Genomic DNA, 16,375 nt, shown 5'->3' with positions numbered 1-16,375 from the left:
GGAGCCCCGGTTTCGGGGAGGGGCGGGGTGGGGGGCTCTAGTCCGCTTGCAGGGCCCGTAGCTGGGTCAGGAACCAGTCGCGGGGTGGGAGGGCTGTGGCTGCCGCGGCCAGGCGCTTCGTGCGGTCCGCACGCTCGGCGTCCGGGGTTCGCAGGGCCTCGTCCAGCGCGCGGGCCGTGCCCTCCACGTCGTACGGGTTCACCGTCACCGCGTCCGCGCCCAGCTCCTCGTACGCCCCCGCCTCCCGCGACAGCACCAGCGCGCAGCCGCGCTCGGAGACGACCGGCACCTCCTTGGCGACCAAGTTCATCCCGTCCCGGATCGGGTTGACGAGTGCCACGTCGGCCAGCCGGTAGGCGGCCAGCGAGCGCGCGAAGTCGTCCTTCACGTGGAGCACGACCGGTTGCCAGCCCTCCGTTCCGTACTCCGCGTTGATCTCCTCGGCGAGCACCCGCACCCGCTCGGTGTAGTCGCGGTAGACGGTCAGGTCCTGGCGTGACGGATAGGCGAAGGCCACGTGGACCACGCGCTCGCGCCACTCGGGGTGGGTCTCCAGGAGGCGGCGGTAGGCGAGCAGCCCGCGCACGATGTTCTTGGACAGTTCGGTGCGATCCACCCGGACGATCGTTTTCCGGCCCGGTCCGATCTGCTCGCGCAGCGCCGCCAGCCGCTCGTCCACGTCGGCCGCCCGCGACCGCTCGCGCAGGAAGTCGGCATCGGCGCCGAGGCCGTGCACCCCGAGCCGGGTCTCCCGGCCCTCGAACCGGACGGCGGCCGCGGAGCCGTCCGGCCCCCGGACGACCTCCGCGCCCAGCACCGCCGCACAGCAGTCGGCGAACGCGGCGGCCCAGCGCCCGGTGAGGAAGGCGGCGCGGTCGCCGCCGAGGATGCCGCGCAGCACGCCCGCCGCGACGTCGTCCGGCAGCAGCCGGTAGTAGTCCGGGGGTGCCCAGGGGGTGTGGGAGAAGTGGCCGATCCGCAGGTCGGGGCGGCGGGCCCGGAGCAGCCCGGGGACCAGCGCCAGGTGGTAGTCCTGCACCAGCACGATCGCGCCGTCGGCCGCCTCCTGGGCGAGCGCGTCGGCGAAGGCCGCGTTGTACGCCTCGTACGCCGCCCACTGGGCGCGGAACTCCGCGTCGAAGACCGGCTCGACCGGGGTCTGGTAGAGCAGGTGGTGGACGAACCACAGGACCGAGTTCGCGACGCCGTTGTACGCCGCGGCGAAGACGTCCGGCGCGATGTCCAGCATCCGCACCTGCTGCCCACCGGTGTGGTCCGCGTCCAGGTGTCCGGCCCCGGCGCGGCGCGCCGCCTCGCGGTCGCCGTCGCCGAGCGCGGCGCACACCCAGACCGCGCCCGCGTCGGGCCCGATCGCGCTCAGCCCGGAGACCAGCCCGCCGCCCCCGCGCTTGGGGGTGAGCGAACCGTCCTCGCCCAGCGCGTACGAGACCGGACCGCGGTTGGACGCGACGAGGATCGGTGCGCTGCGTTCAACGGCCATGTCGCGAGCCTAGCCATCGGGCACCGCGCGCAAACGTACGTACGGTTTCTTGCCCCCGTGAGAGCTATGCCGCAGAGCTATGCCGCCCGCCGCTCCGCGTACTCCGGGATCTCGATCATCGGCGGCCGTTCCTCCGTGTCCACCGCCGTCGTCCGCGGCTCGAAGCCGTTCTCGCCGCGCTCGAACTGGGTCAGCCGCGGCCGCACCAGATGGCCGCGGGCCAGCCGCAGCTGCGCGGTGCGGTAGATCGCGGCGGCCATCCGGCCGAGCGCCTTGCCGTCCTGGTGGCGGTGTTTGCGCACGCCGATGTCGACCTGGGCGAGGGCGTCGAGCCCGACCGTGTGCAGCGAGTCGACCAGCAGGCCCAGCTCGACCCCGTACCCGACGGGGAACGGCAGCCGCTCCAGGAGCGAGCGCCGGGCCGCGTACTCGCCGCCCAGCGGCTGGACGAATCCGGCGAGCTGCGGCCAGTGCAGGTTGAGCAGCGGCCGCGCGACCAGTTCGGTGACCCGTCCGCCCTGTCCGGCGGTGTCCCGCAGCGGCCGGTCGTACATGCCCTTGACCAGCTGCACCCCGGGGTCGGTGAGCAGCGGTCCGACGATGCCGGAGACGAAGCGCGCGTCGAATTCGCGCAGGTCGGCGTCGATGAAGCAGACGATGTCGCCGCTGGTCGCCAGCAGCGACCGCCACAGCACCTCGCCCTTGCCGGGCAGCGCGGGCAGCCGGGGCAGCAGCGCGTCGCGGTGCACCACGGTCGCCCCGGCCGCGGCCGCGACCTCGGCGGTGCGGTCCGTGGAGCCGGAGTCCAGCACCACCAGCTCGTCGACGAGCGGCACGGCCTCGGTCATCAGCTCGCGGCGGATCGCGGCGGCGATCTCGCCGACGGTCGCCTCCTCGTTCAGCGCGGGCAGTATGACGCTGACGCTCGTCGCCGTGTGGCGCTTCGCGGCCAGCAGGCGGTCCAGCGGACGGTCGTCGGCCGACCAGGAGCGGTGCTCCAGCCAGCGCTCCACCTCATCCAGCACCTGTTTTGTCTCCCTGCTGTGATCGCTCGGCGTGATCGTTGTGATCCATCTCGCGGTTCGGACGGCTAGCTCAACCATCCGGGCCGTCGGTTACAGTCTTGAACAACGCACGTGACCTTCGTATGTCGGGGGCTCGGTGCGGACAAACGCCCCGGGTCCGGCCCGGCGGCCATACCGCTCATCCAGAGGGGCAGAGGGAACGGCCCGTTGAAGCCCCGGCAACCCTCCAGCTGGTCTCGCGTCCTGTAGCGAGGCTCCCAGCTCGGGAAGGTGCCAATTCCGTCTCGTGGCGAAATGCGTCCCGAGGAAGATGAGGAGAAAGGGCCTCGCCTCCATGGCTGTGCAATCCGTCGAAAGCTCAACCACGTCCGCTGCCGCTTTCGGCCCCGCCGTCGCCCTGTCCTGCCGCGAGTGTGGTGAGCGCTTCGACCTCGGCCCGATCTTCGCGTGCGGGTCGTGTTTCGGGCCGCTGGAGGTGGCGTACGAGCTGCCCGGCGGCGACCCGGAGGGGCTGCGCAAGCAGATCGAGGCCGGTCCCGACAACATCTGGCGCTATGCGCCGCTGCTGCCCGTCCCCGCCGACGTGGCCGCGCTCCCCAGCCTGAGCCCGGGCTTCACCCAGCTCGTCAAGGCCGACCGGCTCGCCCGCGAGCTGGGCGTCACCGGCGAGCTGCACGTCAAGGACGACTCCGGCAACCCGACCCACTCCTTCAAGGACCGGGTCGTCGCCATCGCCGTCCAGGCGGCCCGCACCTTCGGCTTCACCACCCTGTCCTGCTCCTCCACCGGCAACCTGGCCGGTGCGGTGGGCGCCGCGGCGGCCCGCGCGGGCTTCCGCTCGTGCGTCTTCATCCCGCACGACCTGGAGGCGGGCAAGGTCGTCATGGCCGCCGTCTACGGCGGTGACCTGGTCGGCATCGAGGGCAACTACGACGACGTCAACCGCTTCTGTAGCGAGCTGATCGGCGACCCGGCGGGCGAGGGCTGGGGCTTCGTCAACGTCAACCTGCGGCCGTACTACGGCGAGGGCTCCAAGACCCTGGCGTACGAGATCTGCGAGCAGCTCGGCTGGCGGCTGCCGGACCAGATCGTCGTCCCGATCGCCTCCGGCTCCCAGCTCACCAAGATCGACAAGGGGCTCAAGGAGCTGATCGAGCTCGGTCTGGTCGAGGACAAGCCGTACAAGATCTTCGGCGCCCAGGCCGAGGGCTGCTCCCCGGTCTCCACCGCCTTCAAGGCGGGCCACGACGTGGTACGCCCGCAGAAGCCGAACACCATCGCCAAGTCGCTGGCCATCGGCAACCCGGCGGACGGCCCGTACGTCCTCGACATCGCGCGCCGCACCGGCGGGGCGGTGGAGGACGTCACCGACGAGCAGGTGGTCGACGCGATCAAGCTGCTCGCCCGCACCGAGGGGATCTTCGCGGAGACCGCGGGCGGCGTGACCGTCGGCGTGACCAAGAAGCTGATCGAGGACGGGCTGCTCGACCCGTCCCTGACGACCGTCGTCCTCAACACCGGCGACGGCCTCAAGACCCTCGACGCGGTGGCCCCCACCACGGGCCCCTCCGCCATCATCCGCCCCACCCTTGACTCGTTCCGAGAGGCTGGCCTCGCATGAGCGTCAACGTCCGAATCCCGACCATCCTGCGTACCTACACCGGCGGCCAGGCCGAGGTCAGTGCCGAGGGTGCGACCCTCGCCGAGGTTCTGGCGGACCTGGAGAAGAACCACGCGGGCATCTCCGCGCGCGTCCTGGACGACACCGGCAAGCTGCGCCGCTTCGTGAACGTCTACGTCAACGACGACGACGTGCGGTTCGCCGAGGGCCTGGCCACGGCCACGCCGGACGGCGCCGGGGTGTCGATCATCCCCGCGGTCGCGGGTGGCTGCTGACGCCCCATCACCCCGCTCACCTCTGGAAATCGCCTCGTCCGGGAAGAACCGGACGGGGCGATTCCGTGTGTGGAATCGCGATACAGTTGCCCCGCTTCCCCGTCGGGCGCGGGCTACCTCATCGGCCCCGGCGCCGGAACCGCATATGAGAACTCGTCAACTTGTGCGCAAAGTGTGTGCGCGATTTGTCGGGTTGGTACCCTATGTCCGGTCGGGTTTGCCCGAACTTCACAGGACTTCTCCACTTTTAACCGATCGGCCGTGCCCAGAATTCTCGTCCAATTGACCTGTTGCAGAGGGCGTTGGGACGGATACATTCAGCGGCGGTCGACGCGTTCCGGCGCACACCCCCCTCGACTCGGGGGGTGAGGTCTGACCCGGGTCCGCGGAGTGCGGTCCTGCGCAAGGGCCAGCAATAGGGGAGTTAGGAATGGCTCAGGGCACCGTCAAGTGGTTCAACGCGGAGAAGGGGTACGGCTTCATCGCGGTCGACGGTGGTGCGGACGTATTCGTCCACTACAGTGCGATCCAGATGGACGGTTACCGCACCCTCGAGGAAGGCCAGCGGGTCGAGTTCGAGATCTCGCAGGGCCAGAAGGGCCCGCAGGCGGACATGGTCCGCGTGGCCGTAGGCTGACGCGCCGAACGCGACGCAGCTGACTGAAGTAGCCGGAGGGCCCGTACCCCGCGAGGGGGCGGGCCCTCTGGCATGCCGCGGGTCCCCTTCCCCGGGGCCCCGCCCCACGCCTCTCTTGACGCCCGTCGGGCGCTTGCACTCTCATGGGGCGAGTGCTAATTATTGCGTTAGCACTCTGAAGGTGAGAGTGACAGAAGGATCGGGTCGGTGAGGCTCGCCGGCGCCGCGCGGGGCAAGGAACCGCACGGCAGGCAGGCCGTCCGTCGCGGGCGCCAGGCGCGGTCCGGAGCAATCCACCCCGTCTTGGGAGGACCACTTCACATGGCCAAGATCATCGCGTTCGACGAGGAGGCGCGGCGCGGCCTCGAGCGCGGGATGAACCAGCTCGCCGACGCCGTCAAGGTCACCCTCGGCCCCAAGGGCCGTAACGTCGTCCTCGAGAAGAAGTGGGGCGCCCCCACGATCACCAACGATGGTGTGTCCATCGCCAAGGAGATCGAACTCGAGGACGCGTACGAGAAGATCGGCGCCGAGCTGGTCAAGGAGGTCGCGAAGAAGACGGACGACGTCGCCGGTGACGGCACGACGACCGCGACCGTCCTCGCCCAGGCGCTGGTCAAGGAGGGCCTGCGGAACGTTGCCGCGGGCGCCAACCCGATGGCCCTCAAGCGCGGCATCGAGAAGGCCGTCGAGGCCGTCTCCGCCCAGCTGCTCGAGCAGGCCAAGGACGTGGAGACCAAGGAGCAGATCGCCTCCACCGCCTCCATCTCCGCCGCCGACACCCAGATCGGCGAGCTGATCGCCGAGGCCATGGACAAGGTCGGCAAGGAAGGCGTCATCACCGTCGAGGAGTCGCAGACCTTCGGGCTCGAGCTCGAGCTCACCGAGGGCATGCGCTTCGACAAGGGCTACATCTCCCCGTACTTCGCGACGGACATGGAGCGTATGGAGGCGTCGCTCGACGACCCGTACATCCTGATCGTCAACTCGAAGATCACCAGCGTGAAGGACCTCCTCCCGCTGCTCGAGAAGGTCATGCAGTCCGGCAAGCCGCTGCTGATCATCGCCGAGGACATCGAGGGCGAGGCGCTGGCGACCCTGGTCGTCAACAAGATCCGTGGCACCTTCAAGTCCGTCGCCGTCAAGGCCCCGGGCTTCGGTGACCGCCGCAAGGCCATGCTCGGCGACATCGCCATCCTCACCGGTGGCACCGTCATCTCCGAGGAGGTCGGCCTCAAGCTGGAGAACGCGGGCATCGACCTGCTCGGCCGCGCCCGCAAGGTCACGGTCACCAAGGACGAGACCACCATCGTGGACGGCGCCGGCGACACCGACCAGGTGCAGGGCCGCGTCAACCAGATCCGCGCCGAGATCGAGTCCTCGGACTCGGACTACGACCGCGAGAAGCTCCAGGAGCGCCTGGCGAAGCTGGCCGGCGGCGTGGCCGTCATCAAGGCCGGTGCCGCGACCGAGGTCGAGCTGAAGGAGCGCAAGCACCGCATCGAGGACGCGGTGCGCAACGCCAAGGCCGCCGTCGAGGAGGGCATCGTCGCCGGTGGTGGCGTGGCCCTGCTCCAGACCGTCTCGGTGTTCGAGAAGCTGGAGCTCGAGGGCGACGAGGCCACCGGTGCCCAGGCCGTGCGCCTGGCCCTGGAGGCCCCGCTGAAGCAGATCGCCGTCAACGCCGGCCTCGAGGGCGGCGTCGTGGTGGAGAAGGTGCGCAACCTGACCCCGGGCCACGGCCTCAACGCCGCGACCGGTGAGTACATCGACCTCATCGCCGAGGGCATCATCGACCCGGCCAAGGTCACGCGCTCCGCGCTCCAGAACGCCGCGTCGATCGCCGCGCTGTTCCTCACCACCGAGGCCGTCATCGCCGACAAGCCCGAGAAGGCCGCTCCGGCGGGCGCCCCGGGCGGCATGCCGGGCGGTGACATGGACTTCTGATCGGCTTCGGCGCCCCGCGCGCCGGTCGGTCATACCGTCCACTGACGACGGCGGGGCGGCACCCTTTCTCCCAGGGGTGCCGCCCCGCCGCCGTGTTTCCGGGGTTTCGGGGCGCTACGCCCCGGCCGCTTCGAGGGCGGCCCGCAGATGGCCGTTCGCCTCGCCGAGCAGCTTCTCGGCGGTGGGCGCGTCCACGCCGCCGAGGATCGTGAGGATGGCGTTCTTGGCCTCCCAGTCGGTGGCCGTCAGCGCGCTCTCGATCTGCTCGTCCGTGGCGCCGGTCGCCAGAGAAACGATACGGCGCGTGCGCGCCCGCAGCTTCTCGTTCGAGGCGCGCACATCGACCATCAGATTCCCGAAGGTCTTGCCCAGCCGGATCATGGTGATGGTCGAGAACATGTTGAGCACGAGCTTCTGCGCCGTACCCGCCTTGAGCCGGGTGGAGCCGGTGAGCAGCTCCGGTCCGACGACGACCTCGATGCCGTGCTCGGCGGCCGCGGCGAGCGCCGAGCCCGTATTGCACGACAGCCCGACGGTGAGCGCCCCCCGGCGGCGGGCGTGCTCGACGGCGCCCACGGCGTACGGGGTGCGGCCGGAGGCCGAGACGCCCACGACCGTGTCCTGCGGGCCGACCCCGATCCGGTCCAGGTCCTCGGCGGCCAGCTCCGCGCTGTCCTCCGCGCCCTCCACGGACGACACCATGGCGGTCTCCCCGCCCGCGATCAGGCCGACCACCCGGTCCGGCCGGGCGTTGAAGGTGGGCGGGCACTCGCTCGCGTCGAGCACCCCGAGCCGCCCGGCGGTGCCCGCGCCCGCGTAGATCAGCCGCCCGCCGTCCGCCATGCGCGCGGCGATGCCGTCGATGGCGGCGGCGATCCGGGGGAGCTGGGCGGCGACGGCGGCGGGGACTCCGGCGTCCTCGGCGTTCATGATGCGGGCGATCTCGACGGTGTCGAGCCGGTCGATCTCGGCGAGTTCGGGGCGGAACGCCTCGGTGGTGAGGGTCTCCAGCTGGGCGCGGAGCTGTTGCTGCTGCTGTTGCTGCTGTTGCTCATCAGCGGCGGAAGTCATGGCGAAGCGGCTCTTCCCTACGTAAGCGTGACGGTGGGGGATGGCGGTGCGGGGCCTTGTCGCGTGCCCCGGCCTCAGCGGTGGCTGGGGCGGGGATCGTGCCGGTGCGCGAGGGCCTCGTACGAGGCGGACAGGGCGGGCGCCGCGCTCTCGTACGTGCGCTGCGCCACGCCTATGAACAGGCAGTCCACCACCAGCAGCTGGCTGGTGCGGCTGGACATGGCCGCCGGGCGCAGTTCGCTCTCGCGCGCGGTGGAGGTGGTGAGGACGAGGTCCGCGTACTGCGCGACCTCGCCGTCCGGGCGGCCGGTGATCGCGATGGTGGTCGCCCCGCGCTCGAAGGCGACGCGCAGCGGCTCGATGACGTCCGTCGTCCGCCCCGAATGGGTGATCGCGAGCGCGACGTCCCGGGAGTGCAGCTGGACGGCGTTGGTGATGGCCTGGTGCGGATCCGCGTGCGCGTGCGCGATCAGGCCGATCCGCAGCAGCTTCTGGACCAGGTCCTGGGCGACCAGATTGGACGCGCCGATGCCGTACACATCGATCCGGCGGGCGGCGGCGACCGCGGCGACCGCGGCCTCGACCTGGCCGGGGTCGAGCCCCGCGGCGGTGTCGGCCAGACACTGCTGCTCCTCCTGCGCGAGCTTGGCGATCACGTCGCCGATCGGGTCGTCGACCGCGATGTCCGCCGTGACGGCCGGTGCCCGGCCCGCCGCCTGCTGCGCGGCGAGCGCGGCGAGCGCGAGGCGCAGATCGCGGTATCCGGGGTAGCCGAGCAGCCGGGAGGTCCGGACGACGGTGGCCTCGCTGGTGCCGGTGCGCTCGGCGAGCCCGGTGACGGTGAGCGCCGCGCAGCCTGCCGGATCGCCCGCGACGGCCTCGGCGACGCGCTGCATCGAGCGGGTCATGGAGGGGCCCAGGGTCCGGACCTTCGCCGCGAGGGCGGAGGGAGCGGGCACGGCGGGATCGGTGAGGGGAGTGAAAGTTTCCTTCAACTTGCTACTCACGTCTGAAAACTATTTCCGGCCACGGGGCCCGTCAAGAGTGCGCGCGGCGGCGGTTCGCGGCGCGCGTCGGGCGGTGGAAGCGCGCTGGAAGGCGGCGCGACGAAGCAAAGGTGACAATGGGACCCATGAAGCTCGAACATGCACTGCACGCGGCACGGGCGCTCGTCCTGGCCGACCTCGCGGCGGGAGACGTCGCCCACGCCGACATCGTCTCGCTCGTCGAGGACGCCATCGCGCACCGCCGCTGGTGGGTCGAGCAATGGCCGGAAGGCGTGGCCTACGTCGCCGGTCTGGTCGCCCAGGACGTCCAGGATTCCCTGCTGGAACGCTACGGCCGCTGGCCCCTCTGCCCCGTCTGCACCCGGGGCGGCGACCTCCACGCCCTCGACGTGGAACCCGAACTGGGCCCCGACCCGCACTGGGTCTGCGGCAAGACGGCGGTCGCGGTGGCCCCCGTGGGTCGGCTCGGGACCACCCTCTGATGGCCGTACTGATCGATCCGCCCTCGTGGCCGGGCCACGGCCGCATGTGGTCACACCTGGTGAGCGACGTCTCGTACGACGAACTCCACGCCTTCGCCACCCGCATCGGCGCCCCGCGCCGCGGCTTCGACCGCGACCACTACGACGTCCCGAGCGACCTCTACGCACGGGCGGTGCGCGCGGGGGCGGAGGAGGTCGGCAGCAAGGAACTGCTGCGGCGGCTCACGGCGGCTGGCCTGCGCCGTCGCCGGGTGCCTGCGGCGCGCGGGCGTGGGGGCGGCGGGGGCTGAGGGCGCGCCCGCTGGGCGGGTGACGGCTGACTCAGCCGCGCCCAGCGGGCGGAACGGCCCGGCTCACGGCGTGGCGGAAGACGCCTCCGCCTCGCGCGCGGGCGTCGCCGTCGAGCCGCCGCCCGCGATCACGCGAGACGCCCCCTCCGTACGATGCAGCCGCGCCGCGAGGGCCGTCGTCACGATGCCCGCACCGGCCAGTGCGGCACCCGTCCAGGCCACCGCCGGATAGCCCCAGCCCGCGTTGATGACCAGGCCGCCGAGCCAGGGGCCCACCGTGTTGCCGATGTTGAACGCGGACGTCGTGGTCGCGCCCGCGAGCGTCGGGGCGGTGTTCGCGACGTTGAACATGCGGGCGTTGAGCGCGGGCGCGGTGAAGAAGGCCGTGAAGCCGAGCAGCAGCGCCAGGCCCACCGCCGCGATCGGGCTGTGCGCGGTCAGCGCCAGAACGCTCAGCACCACCGTCGAAGCGGTGATGCCGCCGTACATCGTCCCGAACAGGTGCGCGTCCGCGATCCGCCCGCCGACCGCCGTACCGATCAGCGCGCCGACCCCGAACAGCGCCAGCACCGTCGGCACCCAGCCCTCGTCCAGCCCCGCCACGTCCGTGAGCAGCGGCCCGAGGTACGAGAACAGGCAGAAGACCGCGCCCCCGCTCAGCGCGGTGGTGACCAGCGCGAGCCAGACCTGACGGTCCCGGTAGATGCCCAACTCGCCCCGCAGCCGCGGCCGGTCCTCCCCGGTCGGCACCTCCGTACGCGGTACGAGCGCGATCACCCCGATCAGCCCGAGCACCGACAGCCCGGCCACCGCCCAGAAGGCCGCTCGCCACCCGGCGTGCTGCCCGAGGAACGCCCCGGCCGGAACCCCCACGACGTTCGCGACGCTGAGCCCGCCGACCATCACCGCCATCGCCCGCGCCCGAGCGTTCACCGGCACCAACGACACGGCCACCGCCGCCCCCACGGCCCAGAACCCGGCACACGCGAGCGCGCTCACCACCCGCGACGCGAACAACACCCCATACGACGGCGCCACCGCCCCCGCCACCTGCCCGAGCCCGAACACGGCGAGCAACGCGATCAACGTCGTCCGCCGCGGCAACCGCAACGTGGCCGCCGCCAGCAGCGGCGCCCCGACCACCATCCCGATCGCGAACGCCGATATCAGCAGCCCGGCCGTGGGGATCGTCACTCCCATGTCCCGGGCGACGGGTTGGAGCAGCCCGGAGAGCATGAACTCCGAGGTTCCGAGGGCGAAGACGGACAGGCCAAGTACATAAACGGCGATGGGCATGCCGACGTCAACGCCCCGGTGGGGTCCGCCATTCCTCGCCCGGGGCGTTCCCCATCTCCCGAACGTTCACTCGAAGTGATGGCGTGGCGGCTGCGGCCTGGTGTGGTCACGGAGAGTGATGAAGAATCGAGCTGTGAACCCGCCGAGGGGGCGGGAGTTGAGGCATCACGGGGGAGTGATCGCCATGACCACCGCCATGGCCGAGAACGCAGCCGATCACACGACCGCGCACACGACCGAGAACGCGACCAACGAACCGAGCGAGCCGAACGACCCGAACGATCCGATCACCTCGGACGAATGGGCCGCCCAGCTGGCCGCCACCGCACCGGGTCCGCACACCGCATCGGTCCTGCCGACCCTGCGCGCGGAGAAGCTGTCGCACACCGGCCGTATCGACGCCCTGAAGGCCCTGGAGCGCCACACCGCCTGGATCCAGGCCCAGCAGGCAGACATCCTCGCCGCACTGGAAGCCGACGCCTGGGGCGAGGGCCCACCGGCGGGATGGGACCGCAACACCGAGGCCGCTTGGAACTTCACCTGCGAGGAAGTGGCCTGTGCCTTGAAGCTGTCCGGCACGACGGCCGCCCGCCGCCTGGAGGTCGCCCGCGAGCTGGCCAGTCGCTACCCACCCACACGCGCTCTCCTGGCCCAGGGCGAGATCTCCTATTCACAGGCCGCAGCAGTCACCGAAGCCTGCGCCGTCCTCAATCCCGATGTCGCGGAGCAGGTCGAGGCGGCCTTACTGCACAAGCTGCCGACCATGACCACCGGCCAGACCCGCCGCGCCCTGGCCCGCGAGATCGTCCGAGCCGATCCGGACGGCGCGGAAGAGCGGCACCAAGCCCGCAAGCGGCAGCGGCAGATGGTCCACTACCCGCAGGATGACGGCATGGCCATGTGGGGCGCGATCCTCCCGGCAGAACAGGCCGCGGCCATGACCGCCGCAGTCGACACCCACGCCGCCACCCTCCCCGACGAGGGCCGCACCCTGGAGCAGAAGCGGGTCGACGCCCTCTACGACCTCATCGTCAACCGTGCCGTCAGCACCCCCGAATCCTCGGGCGGCCGCTCAGCGGCGGTGGTCCAGGTGACCGTCCCCCTGGACGTCCTGATCGGCGACACCGACGACCCCGCCCACCTCAAGGGCTACGGCCCTATCACCGCCGACCAGGCCCGCGGAGTCGCCTTCGCCGAAGGCACCGTCTGGCGCCGCCTGATCACCCACCCCACCACCGGGATGCTGATCAAAACCGACCCCACCACCTACAAGCCCACCGCCGAAGTTGAGCGCCACGTCATTGCCCGTGACGCCTACTGCGCTTTCCCTTCCTGTCACATGCCCGCCCACCGCTGCGACCTCGACCACGTCGAACCCTTCAACCACGACAACCCCACGGCAGGGGGCCAGACCACTCCCGACAACCTCACCACCCTCTGTAGACGCCACCACCTCATGAAGACCCATCACCCCGGCTGGGCCCTGAAACGCGACTCCGAGTCCGGCACCACCACCTGGACCGCCCCGACCGGTCACACCTACACCAACCACCCCCGCGATTACCGGTGAGTGACGACCATGACCGTATGGCAGATCAGCCACGACCGCGAGTGGAAGCTGCGCCACACCGAGGACGGTGGCCTCGCACTCCCGCTCCAGATCAGCAGAGGCGGCCAGCTGCTCGGCGCCTCTGAACTGCGACTGACCTCCACCGCCGCGGAGCACCTACACGCGGCCCTGTGCTACGCGCTTGACGGCCAGTTGTTACCCGCCGCCGCACCGGACTGCCGCAAGCCGATCCGCTACCCGGGCCGCCGTTCGGGATGATCCTCGTCCACCTCATCGGTGTCGTCCCCGGCATACGCGAGGAGCCGTTCACCCCTGCTCTCAGCGACGCGCAACGTATCCCGCAGCGCCTCGGTCAGTCGGCAGGCCAGGAAGCGAAGCTCTACGACGCCGACCTTCTCGTTGGTGAGCAACGCCTTGGAGTGTTCGAGCAGTTGGGCGCCCATGCCCAGCTGCAGTGCCTCGATGTCGTCCGCCTTCTGACTCAACCGGCTGTTGTCGTCGTCAGTCGACAAGTAGCAGGGCTTGCCCTCCGGGCTGGACCACGGCAGGAGGCGTAGGCCGTTCATGACATCAGCTCCACTCAGCTGTTCCCTGGGCACCCTGGGCGGGCACCGTGTGTAGTCAATTGGTCACCAGGGAAACGCGTCAGCCAATAGAATGAGACGCCTTGAATAGCGGCGTGCAAGTCGGTGACCTGCCGCGATGCTGGCCAGGATCACTTAGCGAGAGGTCACAGCATTGGACGAGACGACCCCATCCGTGAACTTGAATCCGCTCCAGCGCTTCGGGCGGGACGTCAAGCAGGTCCGTCTCGCCCGCAAGCTCACGCAGAAGCGCCTGGGCCAGGCTGCCGGGTACTCGGAGGCGTACGTCAGCAGGGTGGAGGCCGGGAAGCTCCTGCCCAGGCCCAGCGACAAGTTCGCGAAAGGCTGCGACACCGCGTTCGGGACGGGCCACCTGTTCGCGGACATGCTCCGGAGGATCGACGAGGGTGACCACCCCTCGTGGTTCACCCCGTATCTCAACCTGGAGCGCAAGGCGTCACGGGTGCTGGACTACTCGGCGAACCTCGTGATCGGCATCCTTCAGACGAAGGACTACGCGGGGGCCATCTTCCGCGCGTACTTCTCGCAGGAAGAGGCCGAGGTGATCGACGGCAAAGTCGCCACGCGACTGAGCCGGCGTGGGGTGTTCGAGCAGGAAGCTCCGCCGTTTCTGTGGGTCATTTTGAACGAGGCGTGCCTGCGAACTGTGGTAGGCGGTGCCGACGTCATGAGCGGGCAACTTGAGTACCTGCTGACGGCTGCCGCGTCACCCCACATCACGCTTCAAGTCCTGCCGTTCTCGGCAGGCGCTCCAGCCGCTTCCACGAAGCCCTTCACGTTGCTGCGCTTCCCGGACTCGCCCACGGTGCTGTACACCGAGACCCGGGTAGGAGGGAGGATGCACGACTCTCCTCAGACGGTCACCGCAGCCCTGGATGACTATGATCTGCTCAGGGCGCATGCGCTGTCCCCGGATCGATCAACGGCCCTGATCAAGACTCTGGTGAAGGAGTACCGCGCATGAGTGCCGACTTGGATCTGACCGCTGCCGAGTGGACCAGGTCCTCGTACAGCGACGCCAACGGCGGTCAATGCGTGGAGTTCTCCCGCACCTTCGCCCAGACCCACGGCGCTGTCCCGGTCCGCGACTCCAAGAACCCGCACGGCCCGGCGCTGAGCTTCTCGGCGGACGGGTGGTCGATGTTCGTATCGGCCCTCATACGTAGAGACTTCCCCGCGGTCTGACCCCGGCGCTGCTACCCGAACCAATCCTCTGCCTCGTGCTTCATGCCGAGTTGCGTGGCGAGTAGAGCGGCCTTGCGGAAGGTGGTCCGGTGGAGCATGGCGGCGGAGGCGAGGCCGAGGAGTGAGATGGGTCCGATGCTGCTGTCATGGATTACGGACCCGACGGTGGTGGCGGTTTCCGGATCGAGGACATCGGCGAGGAGTTCCTGGGCGGCAATGTCTGTACTGAACCCTTCGGGGACGGGTTCGACCGTGATGCCTAGCCTGGCCAAGCCGTCGGCGACATCGTCCATGGTGCTGTCGAGAACTCGTGCGGTCGCGTACAGCTGGTCTGGGGCCACGGTGACGTCGCGCGTAGGGGCGTAGCCCATGTGGTCAAGTGTCTTCAGCAGAGCGTCGTCCGGAACGACGTCGTATCCGATGGCTGCAAGTCGGGCCGCCAGGGCCGAGAGCGCGACAGTGCCACGGACGCGGTGCTGCAGTTCAACCAGGGTGAAGAGATCTAGTGGCTCATCTTCTGCGGGCCAACTTGATGTGGGTGGCAGATAGGGATCCGCGAAGAGCTTGGCATCCTTGGCGGTCACAAGGTTCGCGTCGGGCAGCGGGTCGGGTACCTGAAACCCCAGCGTGGTCAGGCGCCGCGCGACATCGGTCACCGGACGGTCGAGGCGTAGGGCGAGTCCGGCCAGCTGCCCGCGTGGGACGGGCCTTTCGGTGGGCAAGCCATCAGAGAGGAGGACGCTGTCATCGTCCTGGGTGATGTTGACCCACGCTGCTTCAGCCGAGGGTGAGAAGCCAGCCTCTGTCAGCAGTTGAACCACAGCACTGGTTGACCGGTTGGCGAAGAAGGCAATACAGACGACTTGAGCTGTCGAGATTTGGTGCGTTTGGTCAGCCGATGCCGGGGTTTCTGCCCTGAACTCCAAATTCGCCAACACGTACGCGTCGTCTGTTGGCCAGGGTGCAGTCCGGTACGGGTGGTCCGGTACCTGAAAACCGAGTTGGCTCAGGCGCGTGGCGGCATCGGCTGGGGCGCGCCCAGCACGAGCCGCACTGTAGGAGATCTGGGGTACGGAGAGTGCGGAGCCGGGAGTTAGCCAGCCACGGTGGGGGCCCAGCGAGCGGAGCAGGTCGACGTCGGTGACTACAACGCTCGCTGCCCCAGCCAACTCTGGTGTCCGGTAGCCAAGCTGACTGAGACGGTCGACGACATGCGCAGCGGAGCACGAGGTCCGCGCGACGCATAGGAAGACATCGGCCGCTGTGACGTCGCTGGAAAACGGGCGCCAGTGGAAGCGCTCCCTGAGCGCTTCCCACCCGATCTGCTGGAGAGGGGTGAGGTCTTCGTCCTCAAATCTCTCCTCCGACGAGGGTTCTGCGGCGTGGGCTTCCCAATTGCGAGCGGTGTCACGCGAATCAGCACTCAAAAGAACCATATCTGATGGGCGTGCCACTGGGAGTGAATGGTCTTCCGGAGCGGCCCTGCCGAGGCCGTCGGTCATTCCCGTTGCGTACAGAACCAGCAGCCTCCATCGCAGGACGGGGGCTGGGAAAAGACGCACGAGGAAAGGCCATCTCCAGTGATATTCGGAATCTGAGTAGTCGCCTGTCACCAGAGGGAGCAGCATGGCGTCAGGAGGGAAGAAGCCGGTGACCGCTGCCGGTAGATTCCGACCGTCCATGTTCCAGGTGAGTCCGGCACGTCCTGCCTGCTCGGCCACCCCATCTGCGAAGGTTGGTGAGTGGGTGATCGCGCGGGTCAGCCAGTCGGGCGTCACCACAGATGGGGCGTCGTCGAACAGGCTGGGGAGGGCGTCCCACATCATGGCCTGGACCCGCTGCTCGTTGTACATGGGCATCCGT

At 69.7% G+C, this 16,375-nt stretch carries 16 protein-coding genes and 1 riboswitch; of the genes, 10 read left to right on the top strand and 6 right to left on the bottom strand.

What is annotated here, in order from left to right; genetic code table 11:
• Positions 1-37: 37 nt before the first annotated feature.
• Both HYQ63_RS19660 and HYQ63_RS19655 read right to left on the bottom strand, forming a co-directional pair.
• The gene (locus tag HYQ63_RS19660; protein WP_179935141.1) at positions 38-1,501 is read right to left on the bottom strand and encodes a trehalose-6-phosphate synthase; all 1,464 of its coding nucleotides are present in this window, start codon (positions 1,499-1,501) and stop codon (positions 38-40) included.
• Between the two features lie 77 nt (positions 1,502-1,578).
• The gene (locus HYQ63_RS19655; protein WP_179935140.1) at positions 1,579-2,526 is read right to left on the bottom strand and encodes a glucosyl-3-phosphoglycerate synthase; all 948 of its coding nucleotides are present in this window, start codon (positions 2,524-2,526) and stop codon (positions 1,579-1,581) included.
• A 175-nt stretch (positions 2,527-2,701) separates the two neighbouring features.
• Positions 2,702-2,843, top strand: a riboswitch (SAM riboswitch).
• 17 nt (positions 2,844-2,860) lie between these two features.
• Here HYQ63_RS19655 and thrC point away from each other — a divergent pair.
• The 4 genes from thrC (at position 2,861) to groL (ending at position 7,006) form a co-directional block, all read left to right on the top strand.
• Entirely contained in the window at positions 2,861-4,147 is a 1,287-nt protein-coding gene (gene thrC, locus HYQ63_RS19650; RefSeq protein WP_179935139.1) for a threonine synthase, read from the top strand.
• The gene (locus HYQ63_RS19645) at positions 4,144-4,422 is read left to right on the top strand and encodes a MoaD/ThiS family protein (RefSeq protein WP_123101625.1); all 279 of its coding nucleotides are present in this window, start codon (positions 4,144-4,146) and stop codon (positions 4,420-4,422) included. The genes thrC and HYQ63_RS19645 overlap by 4 nt, the downstream gene beginning before the upstream one ends.
• Before the next feature lie 430 nt (positions 4,423-4,852).
• Complete coding sequence (locus HYQ63_RS19640) at positions 4,853-5,059, top strand: cold-shock protein (RefSeq protein WP_009716982.1); 207 nt, start codon at positions 4,853-4,855, stop codon at positions 5,057-5,059.
• A 321-nt stretch (positions 5,060-5,380) separates the two neighbouring features.
• Entirely contained in the window at positions 5,381-7,006 is a 1,626-nt protein-coding gene (gene groL, locus HYQ63_RS19635) for a chaperonin GroEL (RefSeq protein ID WP_179935138.1), read from the top strand.
• 114 nt (positions 7,007-7,120) lie between these two features.
• On the opposite strand, the gene murQ is transcribed toward groL, so the two are convergent.
• Positions 7,121-8,077 carry an N-acetylmuramic acid 6-phosphate etherase gene (gene murQ / locus HYQ63_RS19630; protein ID WP_179935137.1) on the bottom strand — a complete coding sequence of 319 codons (957 nt, stop codon included), beginning with the start codon at positions 8,075-8,077 and terminating at the stop codon, positions 7,121-7,123.
• Positions 8,078-8,151: 74 nt separating this feature from the next.
• Positions 8,152-9,084 (bottom strand): MurR/RpiR family transcriptional regulator, encoded by a 933-nt coding sequence (locus HYQ63_RS19625; RefSeq protein WP_179935136.1) that lies wholly within the window; start codon positions 9,082-9,084, stop codon positions 8,152-8,154.
• Between the two features lie 125 nt (positions 9,085-9,209).
• Here HYQ63_RS19625 and HYQ63_RS19620 point away from each other — a divergent pair, with 125 nt between their 5' ends.
• Entirely contained in the window at positions 9,210-9,566 is a 357-nt protein-coding gene (locus HYQ63_RS19620; protein ID WP_179935135.1) for a hypothetical protein, read from the top strand.
• Positions 9,566-9,856, top strand: a complete 291-nt coding sequence (locus HYQ63_RS19615; RefSeq protein ID WP_179935134.1) for a DUF4031 domain-containing protein — start codon at positions 9,566-9,568, stop codon at positions 9,854-9,856. Before HYQ63_RS19620 ends, HYQ63_RS19615 begins: the two co-directional genes overlap by 1 nt.
• 63 nt (positions 9,857-9,919) lie before the next feature.
• Here HYQ63_RS19615 and HYQ63_RS19610 read toward each other — a convergent pair whose 3' ends face one another.
• Complete coding sequence (locus tag HYQ63_RS19610; protein ID WP_179935133.1) at positions 9,920-11,152, bottom strand: Cmx/CmrA family chloramphenicol efflux MFS transporter; 1,233 nt, start codon at positions 11,150-11,152, stop codon at positions 9,920-9,922.
• A 184-nt stretch (positions 11,153-11,336) separates the two neighbouring features.
• On the opposite strand from HYQ63_RS19610, the gene HYQ63_RS19605 reads away from it, so the two are divergent.
• Complete coding sequence (locus HYQ63_RS19605; protein ID WP_257231957.1) at positions 11,337-12,722, top strand: HNH endonuclease signature motif containing protein; 1,386 nt, start codon at positions 11,337-11,339, stop codon at positions 12,720-12,722.
• Positions 12,723-12,731: 9 nt separating this feature from the next.
• The gene (locus tag HYQ63_RS19600; protein ID WP_179935132.1) at positions 12,732-12,980 is read left to right on the top strand and encodes a hypothetical protein; all 249 of its coding nucleotides are present in this window, start codon (positions 12,732-12,734) and stop codon (positions 12,978-12,980) included.
• Here HYQ63_RS19600 and HYQ63_RS19595 read toward each other — a convergent pair.
• Entirely contained in the window at positions 12,956-13,288 is a 333-nt protein-coding gene (locus HYQ63_RS19595; protein ID WP_179935131.1) for a hypothetical protein, read from the bottom strand. The genes HYQ63_RS19600 and HYQ63_RS19595 overlap by 25 nt on opposite strands.
• A 172-nt stretch (positions 13,289-13,460) precedes the next feature.
• Between HYQ63_RS19595 and HYQ63_RS19590 the strand changes: the two genes are divergently transcribed.
• On the top strand, positions 13,461-14,291 hold the full coding sequence (locus tag HYQ63_RS19590) for a helix-turn-helix transcriptional regulator (RefSeq protein ID WP_179935130.1): 831 nt from the start codon (positions 13,461-13,463) through the stop codon (positions 14,289-14,291).
• Positions 14,288-14,512, top strand: a complete 225-nt coding sequence (locus HYQ63_RS19585; RefSeq protein ID WP_179935129.1) for a DUF397 domain-containing protein — start codon at positions 14,288-14,290, stop codon at positions 14,510-14,512. Before HYQ63_RS19590 ends, HYQ63_RS19585 begins: the two co-directional genes overlap by 4 nt.
• The last annotated feature ends 1,863 nt before the right edge of the window (positions 14,513-16,375 follow it).

The sequence above is a fragment of the Streptomyces sp. Rer75 genome (assembly GCF_013414305.1).
Lineage (GTDB): Bacteria > Actinomycetota > Actinomycetes > Streptomycetales > Streptomycetaceae > Streptomyces > Streptomyces himastatinicus.
Note: the sequence above shows the minus strand (reverse complement) of the source record. Positions and strands in the feature narration are given on the sequence as shown.